We start from the raw sequence: 17,757 nt of genomic DNA on the forward strand, positions 1-17,757 counted from the left end.
AGGCGGCTTCTGAGGGCCTCTGCCTGTAATGCGTTAAACACACAGTGGTGACAAAAAGAATTGGCCTGAGCAACAGGTCCGCCAGGAGTAAACTATGAAAACAGGCTCCCAGAGTTCCTTCTCCGCGCTGCGCAGTAATCCCGCCGCGTTGTTTATGGGTCTGCTGGTACTCGCCACGCTGGCGGGACTGATTGTCAGTATGTATCTGGTCCAGACCCGGGGTGACCGGGACAAGGAATACCTGCAGCAGGTGGCGGAACTCCGCGCCCTTTCCTATCAGGTGGTGTCCTACGCCCCTGCGGCGACTGCCGGGGATGAGCAGGCCTTCGCCGAGCTGGAGCAGGTAGTGCAGCAGATGAACTCCACCTGGAGTGAATTGCAGCAGGCCGATGAGGGCACCCGTGAGGCACTGCAGTCGGAACTGGCAAGCTACAACCAGATCTGGCGCCAGGTGCGGGAGCAGGCCGATACTATCATCGGTAACAAGGACTCGATCATCTTCCTGAATGATGTGGCGAGTACCCTGAACGACTCGCTGCCCGAGCTGCAGGCCGAGCACAACAACATCGTGGAAATCCTCCTGGCCAACAACGCCCCGGCCAACCAGGTCGAGCAGGCGCAGCTGCAGGTATGGCGTGCAGAGCGTATCGGCCGGAACATCGACAAGATGCTGCAGGGCGGCGATGACGCAGAGGACGCAGCGGACCAGTTCAATACCGATGCCAGCCTGTTCGGTAAGGTGGTTGAGGGCATGAAGAGTGGTGACGTGGTCATGGGTATTTCCCGTGTGACCGACGCCGAGGCTCGCCAGTCGCTCGAAGAGATTACCGAGCTGTTCGAGTTCGTAAGCTCTTCCGTTCGGGAAATCTTCGAAGCCACCCCGGCACTGTTCGCGACCCGCCAGGCTGCAGACGGCATCATCACTTCCTCGCCGGAGCTGCTGGAAGCGCTGAGTACCCTGAACGACCGCATCGTCAACCTGTCCAGTGAGCGCCAGCCGAACAACCAGACGATTGCGATCATCGCAGCGGTATTCGTGCTGCTGATCTTCGGCATGATGATCGCGGCCTTCTCCGGTACCCGCCGCAGCCTGCGCGAGGAGTCGGAAACCAACGAGCGCAACCAGCAGGCCATTATGCAGCTGCTGGATGAGCTGGCTGACCTCGCTGACGGTGACTTGACCACGACGGCCACGGTAACCGAGGCCTTTACCGGCGCGATTGCCGACTCCATCAACTACACCATCGACCAGCTCCGTGTGCTGGTGTCGCGAATCAACAATGCGGCCCAGGAAGTATCCACCCTGTCCCAGGAAACCCAGCAGACCGCACTGCACCTGGCCGAGGCCTCCGAGCACCAGGCCCAGGAAATTGCCGGCGCATCCGCTGCGGTGAACGAAATGGCGGTGACCATCGACCAGGTATCCGCGAACGCCGCGGAGTCGGCCCAGGTGGCCGAGCGCTCGGTACAGATCGCGAGCAACGGCGCCAAGGTGGTACAGAACACCATCAAGGGCATGGATACCATCCGCGAGCAGATTCAGGATACCTCCAAGCGGATCAAGCGCCTGGGTGAGTCTTCCCAGGAGATTGGCGATATCGTGAGCCTGATTAACGACATTGCCGACCAGACCAACATCCTCGCCCTGAACGCCGCCATCCAGGCGAGCATGGCCGGTGATGCCGGCCGCGGCTTCGCGGTGGTTGCGGACGAGGTACAGCGACTTGCGGAGCGCTCCGCCGCTGCGACCAAGCAGATCGAGGGCCTGGTAAAAGCGATTCAGTCCGACACCAACGAAGCGGTGGTCTCCATGGAGCAGACCACCACTGAGGTGGTACGTGGTGCCCGACTGGCCCAGGACGCGGGTGTTGCGCTGGAAGAGATTGAGGGTGTATCCACCAACCTGGCCGCACTGATCCAGAACATTTCCAACGCGGCACGCCAGCAGGCCTCTTCCGCGGGCCATATTTCCAACACGATGAACGTGATTCAGGAAATTACCTCGCAGACATCCGCTGGTACCCAGGCTACCGCCCAGTCCATTGGTAACCTTGCCGAAACCGCCAACGCACTGCGTGAATCCGTTGCCGGCTTCAAACTGCCGAGCGAGAACTCCGGCGTTGAGAGCGGTGACCTGTACGATGTAGAGCTGCCCGACATGGGCGAGGACGAGTTCCCGATGCTCGAGGGTGAGAGCGCGGAGGCAGAGCACGGCCGCGAAGAGCGGGCTCTGGCCTGATCGGACGGCGCAGGCGCGGCACTGCCCCGCCTGTGTGGCCACCGGACGGGCGCATGGTGCCGGCCAGCGCACCTTGCGCGTCGAGCCGCAAACCCGCGTACAGACAGATTTACTGAGGACTTGGCGTGAGTCACGACAATCCCAATTTCCAGGCCCTGGATTGGCTGACCGGTGAAATTAACGAGACGCTGGCGCAGGCGCGCCAGCATCTGGAGCATTTTGCCGCGGATGCGGATGCCGACACCGGCCTGCTGCAAAGCTGCCTCACGCTGATTCATCAGGTCCACGGCAGCCTCCATATGGCCGAGCTGACCGGTGCTGCCATGCTCGCCGAGGAGATGGAGCAGCTGGTCCAGGCCCTGGCTTCCGGTGGTGTGGAAAACAGCGAAGAGACCCGTGAATTCCTCATGCGGGCATTGCTGGAATTGCCGCTCTACCTGGAAAAAGTCTCTTTCCAGCGCCGGGACAATCCGGTGCTGTTGCTCCCCCTGTTAAATGACCTGCGCGCGGTCAGGCGCGAGCGTCTGATTACTGAGGGGGCGCTCTTCGCCCCGGATCTCTCCCCCCTGGATCTCGCCAGCGGCAAGCGCCAGCCGATCATCGCTGACAGCAGCCGGTTGCAGGAACTGCTGGGCAAGTTGCGCAAGATGTACCACGTGGCGGCGGCCGGATTGATTCGGGATGTGAACAGTGGCGATAACCTCGCCTACCTGAAGAAGGTCAGCGAAAAAATGGCGCTGCTCTACAGCGGCAGCGTGCGCCAGCCCCTGTGGCAGATCCTGGGCGGGATATTCGAGGGTATCGAATCCCACCATCTCAGTGTCATGCCCGCCCTGCGTCAGTTGTTGCGGCGGGTCGATGTGGAATTTCGACTGCTGCAGGGCCGCGGGGCCACTGTCCTGGATGCGCGCCTGGATCCGGACCTCGTCCGCAACCTGCTTTTCTATGTCTACCTGAGTGGTCCCAATGGCCCCCAGCGGGAGTCGCTTTACCGCGCTTTCGCACTGGATCGGGCTGTACCGGGTACGCCGCGGCCGGATACCGGGGATGCGCTGGCCATGGGGCCGGAGGCGCTCGGCACAGCGATCGTAGCCCTGAGAGAGGAGCTACGAACTCTGCGTGAGGGTCTGGAACCCGAGATGGCCGGCAGTGAGCGCTCACCACTATCCGAGAGCGCGGCCGTCGCGAAGCGCATCGCGGATACCCTGGGTGTGCTGGGCCTGGAGGCGCAGCGGACCCGCGCCCGGTCTGTCTACGAGTCGCTCCGGGATGCGTCCCGCACGGAGGACCCGGAAGAGCTGCTGATGGAGGCTGCCGGTGAATTGGTGCAGCTGGATTCCGCGCTGCAGTCCGCATTCAGCCGCAACAAGGCCGATGACAACGCCCAGCCCCTGATGGGGGATGCGACCGAGTCGGTATTGCGGGAAGCGCGTGCCGGTCTCGAGCAGGTCAAAGAGGCGGTGGTCGAATATATCGCCAGCCACTGGGATGCCGGCTACCTGCAGCAGGTACCGGAACGTCTGCAGGAAGTCTGCGGCGGCCTGGATATGGTGGGTTACCGCCGTGCCGGGGAGATCGTCAGTGCCTGTCGCCGCTATATCAGTGAACAGCTGATCAGTGCCGCTGCCCAGCCAGACTGGAAGCTGCTCGATACTCTCGCCGATGCCATTACCAGCGTTGAGTACTACCTGGAACGCCGTGCGGAGGGCATTGAAGATGCCGATATGCTGCTGGCGCTGGCAGAGGACAGCGTGGCCACGCTCGGCTTTGCGGTTTCCGGCGTTGAAGATCCGGTCCTGACGAGCACCGATGCAGCATTCGAAAAGAACACGGACCAGGCCGAGGAAGACGACGCGCTCGACGGCTTCGAGCTGGAGTTGGAAACAGCGGCCGACACCGACTCTGATTCCGGCGAGGAGAGCAGCTGGTTTGCCGCCGGGAGCCCGTCAGAATCCGGGGAACCGGAGCAGGCTCAGCAGGGCAATCAGGGTCAGCCGGCCGCTCCCGGGGGCGCGGCGCCCAGCGAATCGGCTCCGGCGACTGGCGTTTTGGCAGACACCTCCAGCGAAGACGCCGATGAGAGCCTGATCGACGATGAAATCATCGAGATCTTCCTCGAGGAAGCGACAGAAGTACTGGAGACCATCGCCGAATATTTCCCGCGCTGGGCAGCAAATTTCTCCGATGAGGAAGCCCTGGTTGAATTCCGCCGAGGCTTCCACACCCTGAAAGGCTCCGGGCGCATGGTTGAGGCCGCGGATATCGGCGAGCTGGCCTGGGCGGTCGAGAACATGCTCAACCGCATCATCGATGAAACGGTGAAGCCCCAGCAGGCCCATGCCAGCCTGGTCGATCAGGTGCGCCAGAAGCTGCCCTCGATGATCGAGGCTTTCCGCAAGCGCGAAGCCGATCCGGATCCCACGTTGACGTCCCGCCTGGAGGGTTGGGCGCAGCAGCTTTCGCGCGGTGAAATCCCCTCCGAGCTCGACGGTGAGAGCACCGTGTCTGCGCAAGAGGCGGCCTCGGAGCGGGAAGCAGCCGATGAGCATGATCAGCTGTGGGAAATTTTCGCCCAGGAGGCGGAGACCCATCTGGCCGTGGTGGCGGAGTTCCTCGACGAGATGCGCCAGTGCGCTCCCATATACGGGGTCCCGTCCGACCCGCTGCACCGGGCACTGCACACCCTGAAAGGCTCCGCCCATATGGCAGAGGTGAAGCCGGTTGCCCAGTTGATTGCACCCCTGGAACGGTTTGCCAAGGAGCTGCGTACCTATCAGGTGGCGATCGACGAAGATGTTTTCGAGCTGATCAGTGACGGCGCCGACTATGTCCGCACGGCCCTGGAACAGATCCGCAGCGGCCAGGAACTGCAGATCGATAGAACCGAGCAGTACCTCGCCCGTGTAGCCGAGTTGCAGGAACGCGCAGTTGGCCACCTGATCCGAGAACGCGAGGCGAATGAGCCACGCGCGGTGGACCCCCAGCTGCTGGCTGTGATCATGGCCGACGGTATGAAGGTACTGCTGGACGCCGATCAGATGCTGGGCCAGTGGCGTGCCAATCCCGAGGACACAGCACTACTGCACCCGGTGGCTGAGGAGCTGCAGGTGCTGCAGGAAGCGGCCAATCGGGCCCAGCTGCCGACCCTGGCAGAGCTGTCCCAGCTGTTGCTGGCGGTTTACCGCAAGGTGATCGAGGGCAGCCTGGAGGCGGAGCCTGCGCTTTGGGCATCTCTCGAGCAGGGGCACAACGAATTGCTGGACCTGGTGGATGCTGTGGCGGCTGCCCAGGATCTGCCAGAAGTGAGCGAAGCGGTGGAGGAAGCGCTGCGCTACCTGGTTCAGGGCGAAGGCACAGCCGTCGATGATGACGATTTCGACCTGGCCGAGCTGGGCATCGACAGCGCGGACCTCCCGACAACGGGCGACTCCGGTCGCTGGTCGGAAGCCGGCGACCCCGAGCAACAGGAACATCCGGAGGCCGCGGGCCGGGATGACGACCTGCTCGACGGGCTGTCGATACTCGGGGATATGGGCAACAGCGTTGCCCCTGCCGACGACAGTGGCGTCAACACCGAGGGTGATCTAGCCGGTCTTGAGGAAACCCCGTTTGATGATCTCAGCTTTGATGATCTTCTGTCTGCCGAGGCGGCCAGCGAGGATGACAGGTCGGAGCTGCCGCCGCTAACGGACATCGGAGCCCCTGCCAGCCCGGGATCCGATGATCAGTGTGCGCCGCCTCCCGCGGCGGAAACCGAGGTGTCCGGCGAAGCATCTCGCCAAGCCTTGGACGAACTGGATGACTGGGATGACCTGCTTGTAGAAAGCGAGGGGGCAACTGCTGATCGCTCCGGTGATACCCCGTCAGTGACCCGGGACTCCGGCACCGAGTCGGAGCTTGGCGCCCTGCTGGCCGAGATCGACCCCGATGTGGTGGATGTCTTCATGGAGGAGGCCAGCGACCTCGTGGATGAGCTGGAAGAGCTCATCCAGGGCTGGGAGCAGGCACCCTCAGACAGCAGCCTTGCGGAGGCGCTGAAGCGGGTGTTGCACACCTTCAAGGGCGGTGCGCGCATGGCCGGCCTGATGGGCCTGGGTGAAGTGGCGCACCGCTTCGAAACCGTCATTGAGGGCATGCAGGGCAGGGCTGAGCCCTCGGCTGAATTCTTTGCCGATGCCCATGCGATCTACGACCGCCTCGCTGGTGGCGTGGAAACCGTGCGGGCCTGGATGAAGGGCGAGGAGCAGGAGGCGTTTGGGCTGTTGCTGTCCGCGTCCTGGGCCGACGGACAGCTGTCCGAGCATGCCGATCCGGTGGATTACGGCATCGATGTGCCGGAAACCGAGTCCGAGCGGGCCGGTTCCGCGTCGCGGACGCCTGTGGCAGAGGAGGCCGAGGCGGAAAGTTCCGGGGACCGGAACCCGCTGGAGCCGGAATCCCGCGGCAGCGATCAACCTGCTCCTGCCTCCGGTGAGCTGCTGCCATCCAGCCGCGGCAACAACATCCTGCCTTTCGTGCGCAAGGATGGCCGCGTGCAGCAGCGCGAGGCCAATACACCGAACCGCGGTCAGCCGCAGGAAATGGTCCGGGTAGCTGCGGAGCTGCTGGAAGAGCTGGTTAACCTGGCCGGTGAGACCTCCATCTCTCGCGGTCGCCTGGAAGAGCAGGTGAGTGAGTTCGGCCTGGCACTGGACGAAATGGATATGACCCTGCAGCGGCTCAACGAGCAGCTGCGCCGCCTCGACCTGGAGACCGAGGCGCAGATCCTCTTCCGCCAGGAACAGTTGGCTGAGAAAGACGATGACTTCGACCCGCTGGAAATGGATCGCTACTCGTCCATCCAGCAGTTGTCCCGCTCCCTGATGGAGTCCACCTCTGACCTGCTGGAGTTGCGCGCAACCCTGGGCAACAAGACCCGGGACACGGAGACACTGTTGCTGCAGCAGTCGCGGGTGAACACGGAGCTGCAGGAAGGGCTGATGCGCAGCCGCATGGTGCCCTTCTCGCGGCTGGTGCCCCGCCTGCGCCGTATCGTGCGGCAGGTCAGTGCCGAGCTGGGCAAACAGGTGGAGCTAGTGTTCTCCAACGTAGAGGGCGAGCTGGACCGCTCCATGCTGGAGCGGATGGTGGCACCGCTGGAGCACATGCTCCGCAACGCGGTGGACCATGGTATCGAGATGCCCGCGGAGCGGACTGCCAGCGGCAAGCCCGAGAAGGGGCGTATCACCGTGGCGCTGGAGCGCGAGGGCAGTGAGGTGGTGCTCACTATCAGTGATGATGGTGGCGGCATCAACCTGATGAAAGTGCGCCAGCGGGCGGTCGATTCCGGCCTGATGCGACCGGATGCCGAACTATCCAACAATGAGATCCTACAGTTCATCCTGCAGGCGGGCTTCAGTACCGCGGAGAAAGTGACACAGATTTCCGGGCGCGGCGTGGGGCTGGATGTGGTCAGTGCCGAGATCAAGCAGATCGGCGGTTCCGTTCATATCAATTCGCAACTCGGTAGCGGAACTGAATTCGTCGTACGCCTGCCGTTTACCGTGTCGGTGAACCGAGCGTTGATGGTGCGCATCGGCGAGGACCTGTTCGCCATGCCCCTGAACACCATCGAGGGTATCGTGCGCCTCAGTCCCTTCGAGCTGGAGCACTACTACCGGTCTGCGGAAGCCCGCTTCGAATATGCCGGCGAACCCTACCAGGTGAGTTACTTTGGTGCGCTGCTGCAGTCAGAGGCGCAGCCCAAGCTGAGTGTCGAAGATACGCAGCTACCGGTCCTGCTGGTGCGCTCTGAGGGGCATGCCATGGCCCTGCAGGTGGATGCGATCTTGGGCAGCCGCGAAATCGTGGTGAAGAGCCTGGGCCCGCAGTTCGCCAGTGTGCAGGGTGTTTCCGGGGCCACGGTCACCGGTGACGGTACGGTCGTGGTGATTCTGGATGCCCACGCCCTGTTGCGCCGCCAGGCCGCACAACTGGCGCGGCCGGAAGTACCGGCGCTGACGCTGGAGCCAGAACCGCCGGCGCCCAAGGTGGTGCCGCCGGAAGAGCGCCAGCAGACCATCATGGTCGTGGATGACTCGGTGACGGTGCGCAAGGTGACGACACGTTTCCTGGAGCGGGAGGGTTATATTGCCATTACCGCCAAGGATGGCCAGGATGCGGTCATCCAGCTGCAGGATGTGAAGCCCGACCTGATCCTGCTGGATATCGAGATGCCGCGCATGGATGGCTTTGAGGTGGCGCGGCACATTCGCTCCAGCAGCAGCCTGCGGGATATCCCGATCGTGATGATTACCTCGCGAACGGGTAAAAAGCACAGGGACCACGCCCTGTCGCTCGGGGTAAACCAGTATCTGGGTAAGCCCTACCAGGAGGAAGTCCTGCTGGCAGCCATCCACGAGCACCTGCCCGAACCGGTGGAGCACTAATGGTGAACAGAGAGGGAGAGTGGCGATGAGTGGAGTACAAGCGCTGCCAGTGGATATGCCCCAGGAGGTCAGTAGCCTGTTCCTGCCGCTGGCCGACGGCCAGTTACTGGTGCCTGTGGACACCCTGTCTGAGGTGATTGCCATGCAGACTCCGGTCGCTGCGTACGACGCGCCCGACTGGTATCTCGGCGAACTGAACTGGCGTGAACAGCGGCTACCGTTGATTTCGTTCGAGGTGTTACGTGGTGGCGCCCTGGCGGCATCGGGGAGTAACGGGCGCATCGCGGTGCTCAACAGCGGCAACGCCGACGGCGACCTTCCGTTCCTGGCGCTGGTATTGCAGGGGACACCGCGACTGGTGCGGGTGACACCTCAGGAGCTGGCCGGCCGCGACAAGCCTTGCCAGGGTGGCGAGCTGATGCATGTGGCGATTTCCGGCGAGGAAGCGGTGATTCCCGACCTTGAGGCGCTGGAAAGCGCCTGCCTCGAGTACCGCAAGAGCCGTTAGTACGGCAGCCGGGAAAAGGCCATGCGGGTCGCAGGGTTGCGGCCCATGAAGAAACGGCGGCCAGGGAACTGGCTTGAAATGAAAACGGGGCCAGAGGCCCCGTTTTTTTGTTCAGAAGGTTTGTGGACCGCCTGTCAGAACAGCTCTTCGGGAAGAGATTCCCGCTCCTGGCCGGGCGCTTCATCGCCCGGGTTGCCGTCGTTGGAGTACACCGGCGCAATGGAGCGGTAACTCTCGCGACCTGGCACCCGATCCGCACGGAATATCTCGAACATGCCGCCGCCGGAGGTGCGCATGCCGGTATTCGGATTGATGCGCACGGTGACGATGTTATCCGGCTGGGGCAGGTGGCGTTCCGGCAGGCCTTCCAGTGCCGCGCTCATGAAATCGATCCAGATTGGCAGGGCTGCTGAGCCACCGTATTCGTTTTTGCCGAGTTCGCTGTTGGAGTCAAAGCCTACCCAGGTGCTGGTGGCAAGATGGGGGCTGTACCCGGAGAACCAGGCATCCCGCGGGCCGTTGGTAGTACCGGTCTTGCCGGCGATGTCGCCACGCTTCATCACCAGCGCCTTCTTGCCGGTACCCTTCTTGATCACGTCTTTCAGCATGGAGTCCATGATGTAGCTCGTCTCCGGGGACATGACCCGTGGGGCGCGGGGGCGTGCCTGCTCGCTGGACTCGCTGTATACCGGGTTCACTTGCAGGGTGCGCAGGTCGATCGGCTCCTCGCTGGGCTCGATGGCCGCGGCCTCCATCTGCAGTTCCTCGAGGTCAAGCGGCTCCCGCTGCAGCTCCTCACTGCCTGGTTCGGGGCAATCCCGGCAGACTGTGAGCGGCAGGGCCTGATAGACCGCGTCGCCATTGACGTCGAGCACCCGATCCACGAGGTAGGGCTCTACCCGGTATCCGCCGTTGGCAAAGGCGGCATAGCCGCGCGCCATTTCGACCGGTGTGAGCGCGGAGCTGCCGAGGGCGATGGTCAGGTTGCGGGCCAGCTTGCTGCGCTCGAAACCGAAACGCTCCACGAAGCCGAGGGCGTTATCGATGCCGAGCGCCTGGAGCAGTCGGATAGAGACCATGTTGCGGGAGCGGTACAGCGCCTTGCGCAGGCGTGTCGGGCCGAGGAAGTCGCCGCCGTCATTTTCCGGCCGCCATACATCCTGCAGGTTGGCCTGCTCAAAAATGATTGGCGCGTCATTGATCATGCTGGCTGCGGTATAGCCGCGCTCGATGGCGGCGGCATAGATAAACGGCTTGAAGCTGGAGCCGGGCTGGCGCGCGGCCTGGGTGGCGCGATTGAAGTGGCTCTGGTGGAAGTCATAGCCGCCCACAAGGGCGCGGATGGCGCCATCTTCGGGTGCCAGAGAGACCAGTGTGCCCTGGGCAGCCGGTACCTGTGCCAGGTGCCATTCCTCGCGAACCTCGGGCTCGTCGAGTGGGCTGGCGGGGTCGCCGGGATCGGCAAACGGGTCAGATCCCTGCCGGTTTTGCTCCCCGTCCGTGTTGTCGGCGACCTCGGTCGCAGACGCGGTATCCACCTGCACTTTGCGCACGCGGATGACGTCCCCGGGGGCAAACATCTCCTCGGCGGACTGCAGGCGCGGGCCGCGGGCGTTCTCTGACAGGAACGGACGGATGCTGTCGAGCCCGTTTTCCCACAGCACCTCGACTACGCGTCGATCGCGGAGCTGGACCAGCAACCGCTTGGGTTCTACCGCGGTGACCACAGCCGGCTCGAGGCCGCCGAGGATGGGGATTTCATGCAGGAGGTCGACCAGCTGGTCGCTGTCATGCAGCAGCTCGGGATCCAGGCGTTGCTCAGGGCCCCGGTATCCGTGCCGGCCATCGTAGGTCTCGAGCCCGCGCTGCAGGGCTTCCTGGGCGGCCTGCTGGAGGCGGCTGTCGACGGTGGTAATGACCTGATAGCCGTCGGTGTAAGCACTGTCCCCGAACAGTTCCACCGCTTCCTTGCGGGCCATCTCGGCAATGTAAGGGGCTTCCATGTCCAGGTCGCGTGGGTGGAGGCGGGCAGTCACCGGGGCGGTGATGGCGTTTTGGTGGTCCGCCTGGCTGATATAGCCCAGATCCAGCATGCGGCGCAGGATCCAGTTGCGCCGTACCAGCGCCCGGGACGGGTTTGCGACCGGGTTGTAGGTGGAGGGCGCTTTCGGCAGGCCTGCCATCATGGCCCATTGGGCCAGGTTGAGCTCATTGATATCACGGCCGTAATACACGTGTGCCGCGGCCTGGAAGCCGTAGGCACGGTTGCCGAGGAAAATCTTGTTGATGTAGAGCTCGAGAATTTCGTCCTTGCTCAGCTCCTGTTCGATCTGCAGGGACAGGAGGATCTCATTGAACTTGCGCACGAAGCGCTGTTCGCGGCTGAGGAAGAAGTTCCGGGCCACCTGCATGGTCAGGGTACTGCCGCCGGACTGGATAGAGCCCGTCTGGGCCAGCTGGGTCACGGCCCGCATCAGGCCCTTGATGGATACGCCGCGATGGGAGTAAAAGCCGTCATCCTCTGCCGCCAGAATGGCCTTGACGAACAGCTCCGGAGTCTGTTCGATACCGATGGGGTTGCGGCGCTTCTCGCCGAACTCACCGATCAGCTTGAGATCCCGTGAATACACGCGCAGCGGGGTCTGCAGGCGGATATCACGCAGGCTCTCCACAGAGGGCAGGCCGGGTTTGAGGTACAGGTAGATGCTGGCAAAGGCCATGGCTGCGCCGGACGCCCCTGCCAGGGCGAGCCATAACAGCGATAGCAGGCGATTGCGGGCTTTTTCGGACATGTAATCGTGCTTCTGGTTTACGTCTGAATCAGATCGGGTGAATAATTATACGAATATTGTGCGCTGATACCTATGCAATTGCCGGTTGCAGCTGTAATTTAAAGTGCTATAACATCAAATCTTCATAACCCACGGAAAAGATAAGAAAAATGGGGATGCTCCCTTTTCTCAACAAGGGCCCGAAAGCCATGTTGGGGCTAGATATTAGCTCCACAGCGGTCAAGTTACTGGAGCTAAGTCGCAACGGTGACAAATACCGGGTCGAATGCTACGCCGTCGAGCCCTTGCCCCCCAATGCGGTGGTCGACAAGAACATCAATGACGTGGGTGCGACCGCGGAGGCCATCCGCAAGGTTGTGCGCCGCTCGAAGACCCGTCTGCGCCAGGCCGCGGTCGCGGTTTCCGGTTCCGCGGTGATCACCAAGACCCTCGAGATGGCGGCAGACCTCAACGAGGATGCGCTCGAAGCGCAGATCGCCCTCGAAGCCGACCAGTACATTCCCTACCCGCTGGACGAGGTCAATCTGGACTTTGAGGTCCAGGGGCCGTCGGACAAGGGGGAGGGCCAGGTTGAGGTGCTGCTGGCCGCCTGCCGCAGCGAGAACATCGAGCAGCGGGTTTCCTCGCTGGCCGAGGCCGAGCTTCAGGCAGCCGTTGTGGATGTTGAGGCGTACGCCATCGAGCGCTCCTACACCCTGATGGAGCGGCAGTTCCCGCCCCAGGAACAGCTGGTCGTGGCGGTGATTGATATCGGCGCCACCATGACCGCACTCTCGGTGCTGGTGGATGGCAAGACCGTGTACACCCGCGAGCAGCTGTTTGGTGGGCGCCAGTTGACTGATGAGATCCAGCGTCGCTACGGCCTCTCTGCTGAGGAGGCGGGCCTGGCCAAGCGCCAGGGCGGCAGCGGCCTCCCGGACGATTACTATCCCGAGGTGCTGGAGCCATTTCGCGATGCCGTGGTCCAGCAGGTGACCCGCTCCCTGCAGTTCTTCTACTCCTCGACTTCCTATAGCGATGTGGACTACATCCTGCTCGGTGGCGGTGTGGCTGCCATGGAGGGACTGGCAGATCTCGTGGGTGAGAAACTGGGCAAGCCGACCATGGTGGCCAACCCGTTCCAGGACATGACAGTGGCCTCGCGGGTCAATCGCCAGGCGCTTGCCAATGAGGCCCCCTCGCTGATGATCGCCGCGGGCCTCGCCATGCGCGAGAAGGAGTACTGACCAATGGCCAAGATCAACCTATTACCTTGGCGCCAGGAATATCGCGCGCAGAAGCAGAAAGAGTTCCAGCAGGTTGCAGCGCTGGTGGTGATTGCCACCGGCGTTGCCGTGTTTCTGTGGATGAAGACCGTCGACGGCCAGATTGCCAACCAGAATGAGCGCAACCGGTTGCTGCAGACCGAGATTACCGCCCTCGAAAAGCAGGTGCGGGAAATTCAGGACCTGAAAAAGCGTCGCCAGCAGCTGATTGATCGCATGCGCGTGATTCAGGAGCTGCAGGGCAACCGCCCGCTGGCAGTCCGCTACTTCGACGAAATGGTGCATGCTGCCCCCGAGGGTCTCTGGCTGACCGGCCTCAAGCGTGCCGGCAAGACAGTGGAAATCACGGGTGTGGCCGAGTCGAACAACCGGGTCTCTTCCTTCATGCGTAACCTGGACCAGTCAGAGTGGTATGAATCCCCGAACCTGACCGGGGTCACTGCCAAGCCCGAGTTTGGCGAGCAGGCCAGTGCCTTTCAGATGACCGTGACAGTCAGCGGTCGAAAGAAACAAGAAGACGAAGAACAACAAGAACTAGCGACTACCGCTAATTAAAGGGTCCGTGCCATGGCGTTGGAGGATACGCTCAAGAAGCTGAATCAGCTCGATATCAACGATATCGACTTTTCACGCGTGGGTGTCTGGCCGCTGGCCGGGCGTATTGCATTACTGTTGATCATTTCCCTGGTGCTGGTCGGCGGAGGCTACTACTTCCTGATCAGCGACCGCTATCAGCAACTGGAATTTGCAGCCAACAAGGAAAGGGAGCTTTTCACCAAGTTTGAAAAGAAATCCTTTGAGGCCGCGAACCTGGATGCCTACCGCGACCAGCTGGCCGAGATGGAGGAAACCTTTGGTGCCCTGCTGAAACAGCTGCCGAAGGATACGGAAGTGCCCGGCCTGCTGGAGGATATCGACGAGTACGGTCGCGGCAGTGGCCTGACGATCCAGAAGATCGCCCTGGAAGAGGAGCAGGTCGGAGAGTTTTACGTGGAGTTGCCGATCCGTATCGAGGTTCAGGGTGGCTACCACGAGTTTGGTGCTTTCGTCAGCGGCATCGCCGGTATGCCCCGTATCGTCACCCTGCACGATTTCACCATCGATACCAGCAAGAACGGCGGTGCACTGCTCAATATGGTCATCAATGCCAAGACCTACCGCTATAAAGAGCAGGGAGAAGAGGGATGATCAAACATTTTGCTCTCGCGCTCACTGCACTGGCCGTGACCGGATGCAGTCTCGACGCCAGCCACAGCGATCTGCGCCAGAAAATGGCGGCCGTCAAGGCCAAGCCGAAGGGGCAGATCGAGCCGATTCCCACGTTTACGCCTTACAGCCCTTACGTATACGGCGCGGCTGCCGAGCGCAGCCCGTTCACCCGTCCGGTGCTGGACTCTGAGCAGCGATTGGTGGGGCGGCGTCTCGATGTGGCACCGGACACCGACCGTCGCAAGGAACTGCTGGAACGTTTCAATTTCGATGCGCTCTCCATGGTGGGCACGCTGTCACGCAGCGGCCAGATCTGGGCGCTGGTTGACGATGGTGAGGGGGGAATTCACCGGATCACTGTCGGCAATTATCTGGGCAAGAACCACGGTCGCGTGGTGAGCGCCTCTCCTGGGCAGGTAGATGTACTGGAAATTGTACCGGATGGCACCGGCGGCTGGATTGAGCGGCCGCGGGCGCTGACTTTGGAAGAGAAGGACAACCAATAATGATGAACAAGCAACTCGCCAAAGTATTGGCCGCCGGGAAGGTGTTGTTGCTGGCTCTGGCATTGACGCCCGCTGTATCTCAGGCTCAGGTCAATCAGCTCAACGATATTCAGTTTTCTGAACTGCCGGGCAATCGCGTCCAGCTGCGCCTGAGCTTCAGTGATGTGCCGCCGGAACCCACCGGTTACACCATCGAACAGCCGGCTCGGATCGTGATGGACTTTGCCGGGGTGGAGAGTTCGCTGCCGCAGAAGAAATACTCACTCGGCATCGGTGGCGCCCGCAGCGCCGTGGTGGTCTCCAGCGAAGATCGCACCCGCCTGATCGTCAACCTGGACCAGCTGCCGGTTTACACCAGCGAGCGCCAGGGCAACCAGGTGGTGATGGAAATTGGTGCCGACTCCGCGACCACAGCCTCCGTGGCCGCAGCCCCGGCACAGCGGCCCGCGGATGAAGCGTTGAGCCTCGGTGGCCAGAGCCGCTTCCAGCCGGCTGACAACGTTGCCATCAGCAATATCGATTTCCGCCGCGGTGAGGCCGGTGAAGGCAAGGTGATCGTCAGCCTGAGCGATCCTGCGGTCAATATCGATGTGGAGCGCACCAAGGGCCGCATCCTGCTCACATTCCTTGGTGCCAACCTGCCGGAATCCCTGCGCCAGCGCCTGGATGTAACCGACTTTGCGACTCCGGTGAAGTCCATCACCGTCGACTACGATGGTCGCAACACCGTCATTTCCGTCGATCCAGCCACTGGTGATTACGACTACCTCGCCTATCAGGCCGACAACCAGTATGTACTGAGCGTCAAACCATTGTCTGTGGCCGAAGTGCGCGAGAAGCGCCAGGAGTTCCAGTTCAGTGGTGAAAAGCTGTCCCTGAACTTCCAGGACATCGAAGTGCGCTCTGTACTGCAGCTGATTGCCGACTTTACCGACCTGAACCTGGTAGCCAGTGACACCGTGCAGGGGCGGATCACTTTGCGTCTCGACGGTGTGCCGTGGGATCAGGCGCTGGAACTGATCCTCAAGGCCAAGGGCCTGGACAAGCGCCAGCAAGGCAATGTCATCATGGTGGCTCCGGCGGCTGAGATCGCCGAGCGCGAGCGCCAGGAGCTGGAAGCGCGCAAACAGCTAGAAGAGCTATCACCATTAAGAACTGAGTTCATTCAGGTGCGGTACGCGGATGCTCGCGAACTGTTCACTCTTTTCCAGGGTGAGATGCGAGGCCAGGGTGCTGGCGGATTTAACCAGGGCAATTTTGCCGGCGGGCGGGACGATGCTGACCAGCGCAGTATTCTCTCACCTCGTGGTAGTGCGATCGTCGATGAGCGCACCAACACCATTATCCTCACCGATACGGAAGAGAAGATTGCCCAGTTCCGCAGCCTGATTGCGGCGATCGATATCCCCGTGCGTCAGGTGATGATCGAGGCCCGAATCGTCAACGCGAACACCGACTTCATGCGCGAGCTGGGTGTGCGCTGGGACTACACTGAAAGTCACAATATCGATGACGACAAGATTGGTATTGGCGGCGGCCGGCAGGCTGTAGATTTCCGCGATGGGGATGGTGCCATCCCCGATGTCAGTGCGCCCCAGTCCATTCATGACCCTCTGCTGGTGGATCTGGGGGTTACTAATCCGGCTGGCAGCATCGCCTATGCCATCCTGAAGGACAATTTCTTCCTCGGCCTGGAGCTCTCTGCCCTGGAAAATGTTGGCAAGGCCGAAATCGTCTCCCAGCCCAAGGTGGTGACCGGGGACAAGCAGGAAGCCAACATCGAATCCGGTGTCGAGATACCGTACCTGGAGGCGACCTCTTCCGGTGCCGCATCCGTGACTTTCCGCGAGGCGGTTCTGCAGCTGAATGTTACGCCGCAGATCACGCCGGACAACAACATCATCATGGACCTGGATATCAATCAGGACAGTGTCGGCGAGTTGTTTACCGACCTGGTCACTGGTTCGCAGATTCCTGCTATCAACATCAACTCACTGCAGACCAAGGTGCTGGTCGCCAATGGTGAAACCATTGTGCTGGGCGGTATCTTTGAGAGCCAGGCCATCGAGGGTGAGACCAAGGTGCCGCTGCTGGGTGACATCCCTTACCTGGGTAACCTGTTCAAGCAGACAATACGCAGTGACGACCGCCGTGAACTGCTGATCTTCATCACTCCGCGGATCATGGAAGACGACTACATCTACGCAAAGTGATCAGTCGTTCAATCTTTCTGGTCGGCCCCATGGGGGCCGGCAAGTCCACCATCGGCAAACTGCTGGCAGCCCAATTGAGGCTGCCTTTTGCCGATTCAGACAAGGTGCTGGAAGACAAGACCGGTGCGGATATCCCGTGGATATTCGATGTGGAGGGTGAGGCCGGGTTCCGGCGCCGCGAGAGTGACGTGTTACGCCAGCTCTGCGAAGGGCCGGTCCAGGTTGTTGCCACCGGTGGTGGCATCGTGTTGCGGGAAGAAAACCGGCGCCTGCTGCGCAAGCACGGACTCGTTGTCTACCTGCAGGCCAGTATTGACCAGCTAGTGGAGCGCACTGCCAAAAACAGCAATCGCCCACTGTTGCAGGTCCCAAATCCCCGCGCGCGGATCGTGGAGCTGGTTGAGGAGCGCGATCCCCTCTACCGGGAGGTGGCGGATCTCGTCTGTGAGACGGACCACTGTACCCCCAAGCAGGCTGCCGTGCGTGTCGCCGAGCGCCTGACAGAGGCAGATGCGGCCCACTGAGCGGTCCCCTGCCCCGAGGCGATACCCGGATTAGCCCCTCAGTGCCCAGCACACTGCATCCCGCCGAACGCAT

General features: G+C 61.9%; 10 protein-coding genes. 9 read left to right on the forward strand and 1 reads right to left on the reverse strand.

The window, feature by feature from the left end:
• Window positions 1-94 precede the first annotated feature (94 nt).
• The 3 genes from LVD12_RS14575 to LVD12_RS14585 all read left to right on the forward strand — a co-directional run bounded on the left by LVD12_RS14575 (window position 95) and on the right by LVD12_RS14585 (window position 9,175).
• The gene (locus tag LVD12_RS14575; protein WP_237068461.1) at window positions 95-2,239 is read left to right on the forward strand and encodes a methyl-accepting chemotaxis protein; all 2,145 of its coding nucleotides are present in this window, start codon (window positions 95-97) and stop codon (window positions 2,237-2,239) included.
• 125 nt (window positions 2,240-2,364) lie between these two features.
• Window positions 2,365-8,667, forward strand: a complete 6,303-nt coding sequence (locus LVD12_RS14580; protein ID WP_237068462.1) for a hybrid sensor histidine kinase/response regulator — start codon at window positions 2,365-2,367, stop codon at window positions 8,665-8,667.
• A gap of 25 nt (window positions 8,668-8,692) precedes the next feature.
• Entirely contained in the window at window positions 8,693-9,175 is a 483-nt protein-coding gene (locus LVD12_RS14585) for a chemotaxis protein CheW (RefSeq protein WP_237068463.1), read from the forward strand.
• Window positions 9,176-9,309: 134 nt separating this feature from the next.
• On the opposite strand, the gene LVD12_RS14590 is transcribed toward LVD12_RS14585, so the two are convergent.
• On the reverse strand, window positions 9,310-11,967 hold the full coding sequence (locus LVD12_RS14590; protein ID WP_237068464.1) for a penicillin-binding protein 1A: 2,658 nt from the start codon (window positions 11,965-11,967) through the stop codon (window positions 9,310-9,312).
• A gap of 149 nt (window positions 11,968-12,116) precedes the next feature.
• Here LVD12_RS14590 and LVD12_RS14595 point away from each other — a divergent pair, with 149 nt between their 5' ends.
• Genes LVD12_RS14595 through aroK form a run of 6 tightly spaced genes read left to right on the forward strand, consistent with a single transcriptional unit; the run spans window position 12,117 to window position 17,684 of the window.
• Entirely contained in the window at window positions 12,117-13,193 is a 1,077-nt protein-coding gene (locus LVD12_RS14595) for a pilus assembly protein PilM (RefSeq protein WP_237068465.1), read from the forward strand.
• Window positions 13,194-13,196: 3 nt separating this feature from the next.
• Window positions 13,197-13,787, forward strand: coding sequence for a PilN domain-containing protein (locus LVD12_RS14600; RefSeq protein WP_237068466.1), 591 nt, complete (start codon window positions 13,197-13,199; stop codon window positions 13,785-13,787).
• A gap of 12 nt (window positions 13,788-13,799) precedes the next feature.
• On the forward strand, window positions 13,800-14,420 hold the full coding sequence (locus tag LVD12_RS14605) for a type IV pilus inner membrane component PilO (protein WP_237068467.1): 621 nt from the start codon (window positions 13,800-13,802) through the stop codon (window positions 14,418-14,420).
• Complete coding sequence (locus tag LVD12_RS14610) at window positions 14,417-14,947, forward strand: pilus assembly protein PilP (protein WP_237068468.1); 531 nt, start codon at window positions 14,417-14,419, stop codon at window positions 14,945-14,947. Before LVD12_RS14605 ends, LVD12_RS14610 begins: the two co-directional genes overlap by 4 nt.
• Window positions 14,947-17,160, forward strand: a complete 2,214-nt coding sequence (locus LVD12_RS14615) for a type IV pilus secretin PilQ (protein ID WP_305080547.1) — start codon at window positions 14,947-14,949, stop codon at window positions 17,158-17,160. The genes LVD12_RS14610 and LVD12_RS14615 overlap by 1 nt, the downstream gene beginning before the upstream one ends.
• Entirely contained in the window at window positions 17,160-17,684 is a 525-nt protein-coding gene (aroK, locus tag LVD12_RS14620; RefSeq protein ID WP_237068624.1) for a shikimate kinase AroK, read from the forward strand. The genes LVD12_RS14615 and aroK overlap by 1 nt, the downstream gene beginning before the upstream one ends.
• Window positions 17,685-17,757: the final 73 nt, after the last annotated feature.

The sequence above is a fragment of the Microbulbifer guangxiensis genome, assembly GCF_021729075.1.
Taxonomy (GTDB): domain Bacteria; phylum Pseudomonadota; class Gammaproteobacteria; order Pseudomonadales; family Cellvibrionaceae; genus Microbulbifer; species Microbulbifer guangxiensis.

Excerpts from the sequence above, each read along its gene's own strand:
- LVD12_RS14575 (WP_237068461.1), top strand. The coding sequence starts at position 95 with ATGAAAACAGGCTCCCAGAGTTCCTTCTCCGCGCTGCGCAGTAATCCC.
- LVD12_RS14585 (WP_237068463.1), top strand. The coding sequence starts at position 8,693 with ATGAGTGGAGTACAAGCGCTGCCAGTGGATATGCCCCAGGAGGTCAGT.
- LVD12_RS14590 (WP_237068464.1), bottom strand. The coding sequence starts at position 11,967 with ATGTCCGAAAAAGCCCGCAATCGCCTGCTATCGCTGTTATGGCTCGCC.
- LVD12_RS14595 (WP_237068465.1), top strand. The coding sequence starts at position 12,117 with ATGGGGATGCTCCCTTTTCTCAACAAGGGCCCGAAAGCCATGTTGGGG.
- LVD12_RS14600 (WP_237068466.1), top strand. The coding sequence starts at position 13,197 with ATGGCCAAGATCAACCTATTACCTTGGCGCCAGGAATATCGCGCGCAG.
- LVD12_RS14605 (WP_237068467.1), top strand. The coding sequence starts at position 13,800 with ATGGCGTTGGAGGATACGCTCAAGAAGCTGAATCAGCTCGATATCAAC.
- LVD12_RS14610 (WP_237068468.1), top strand. The coding sequence starts at position 14,417 with ATGATCAAACATTTTGCTCTCGCGCTCACTGCACTGGCCGTGACCGGA.
- LVD12_RS14615 (WP_305080547.1), top strand. The coding sequence starts at position 14,947 with ATGATGAACAAGCAACTCGCCAAAGTATTGGCCGCCGGGAAGGTGTTG.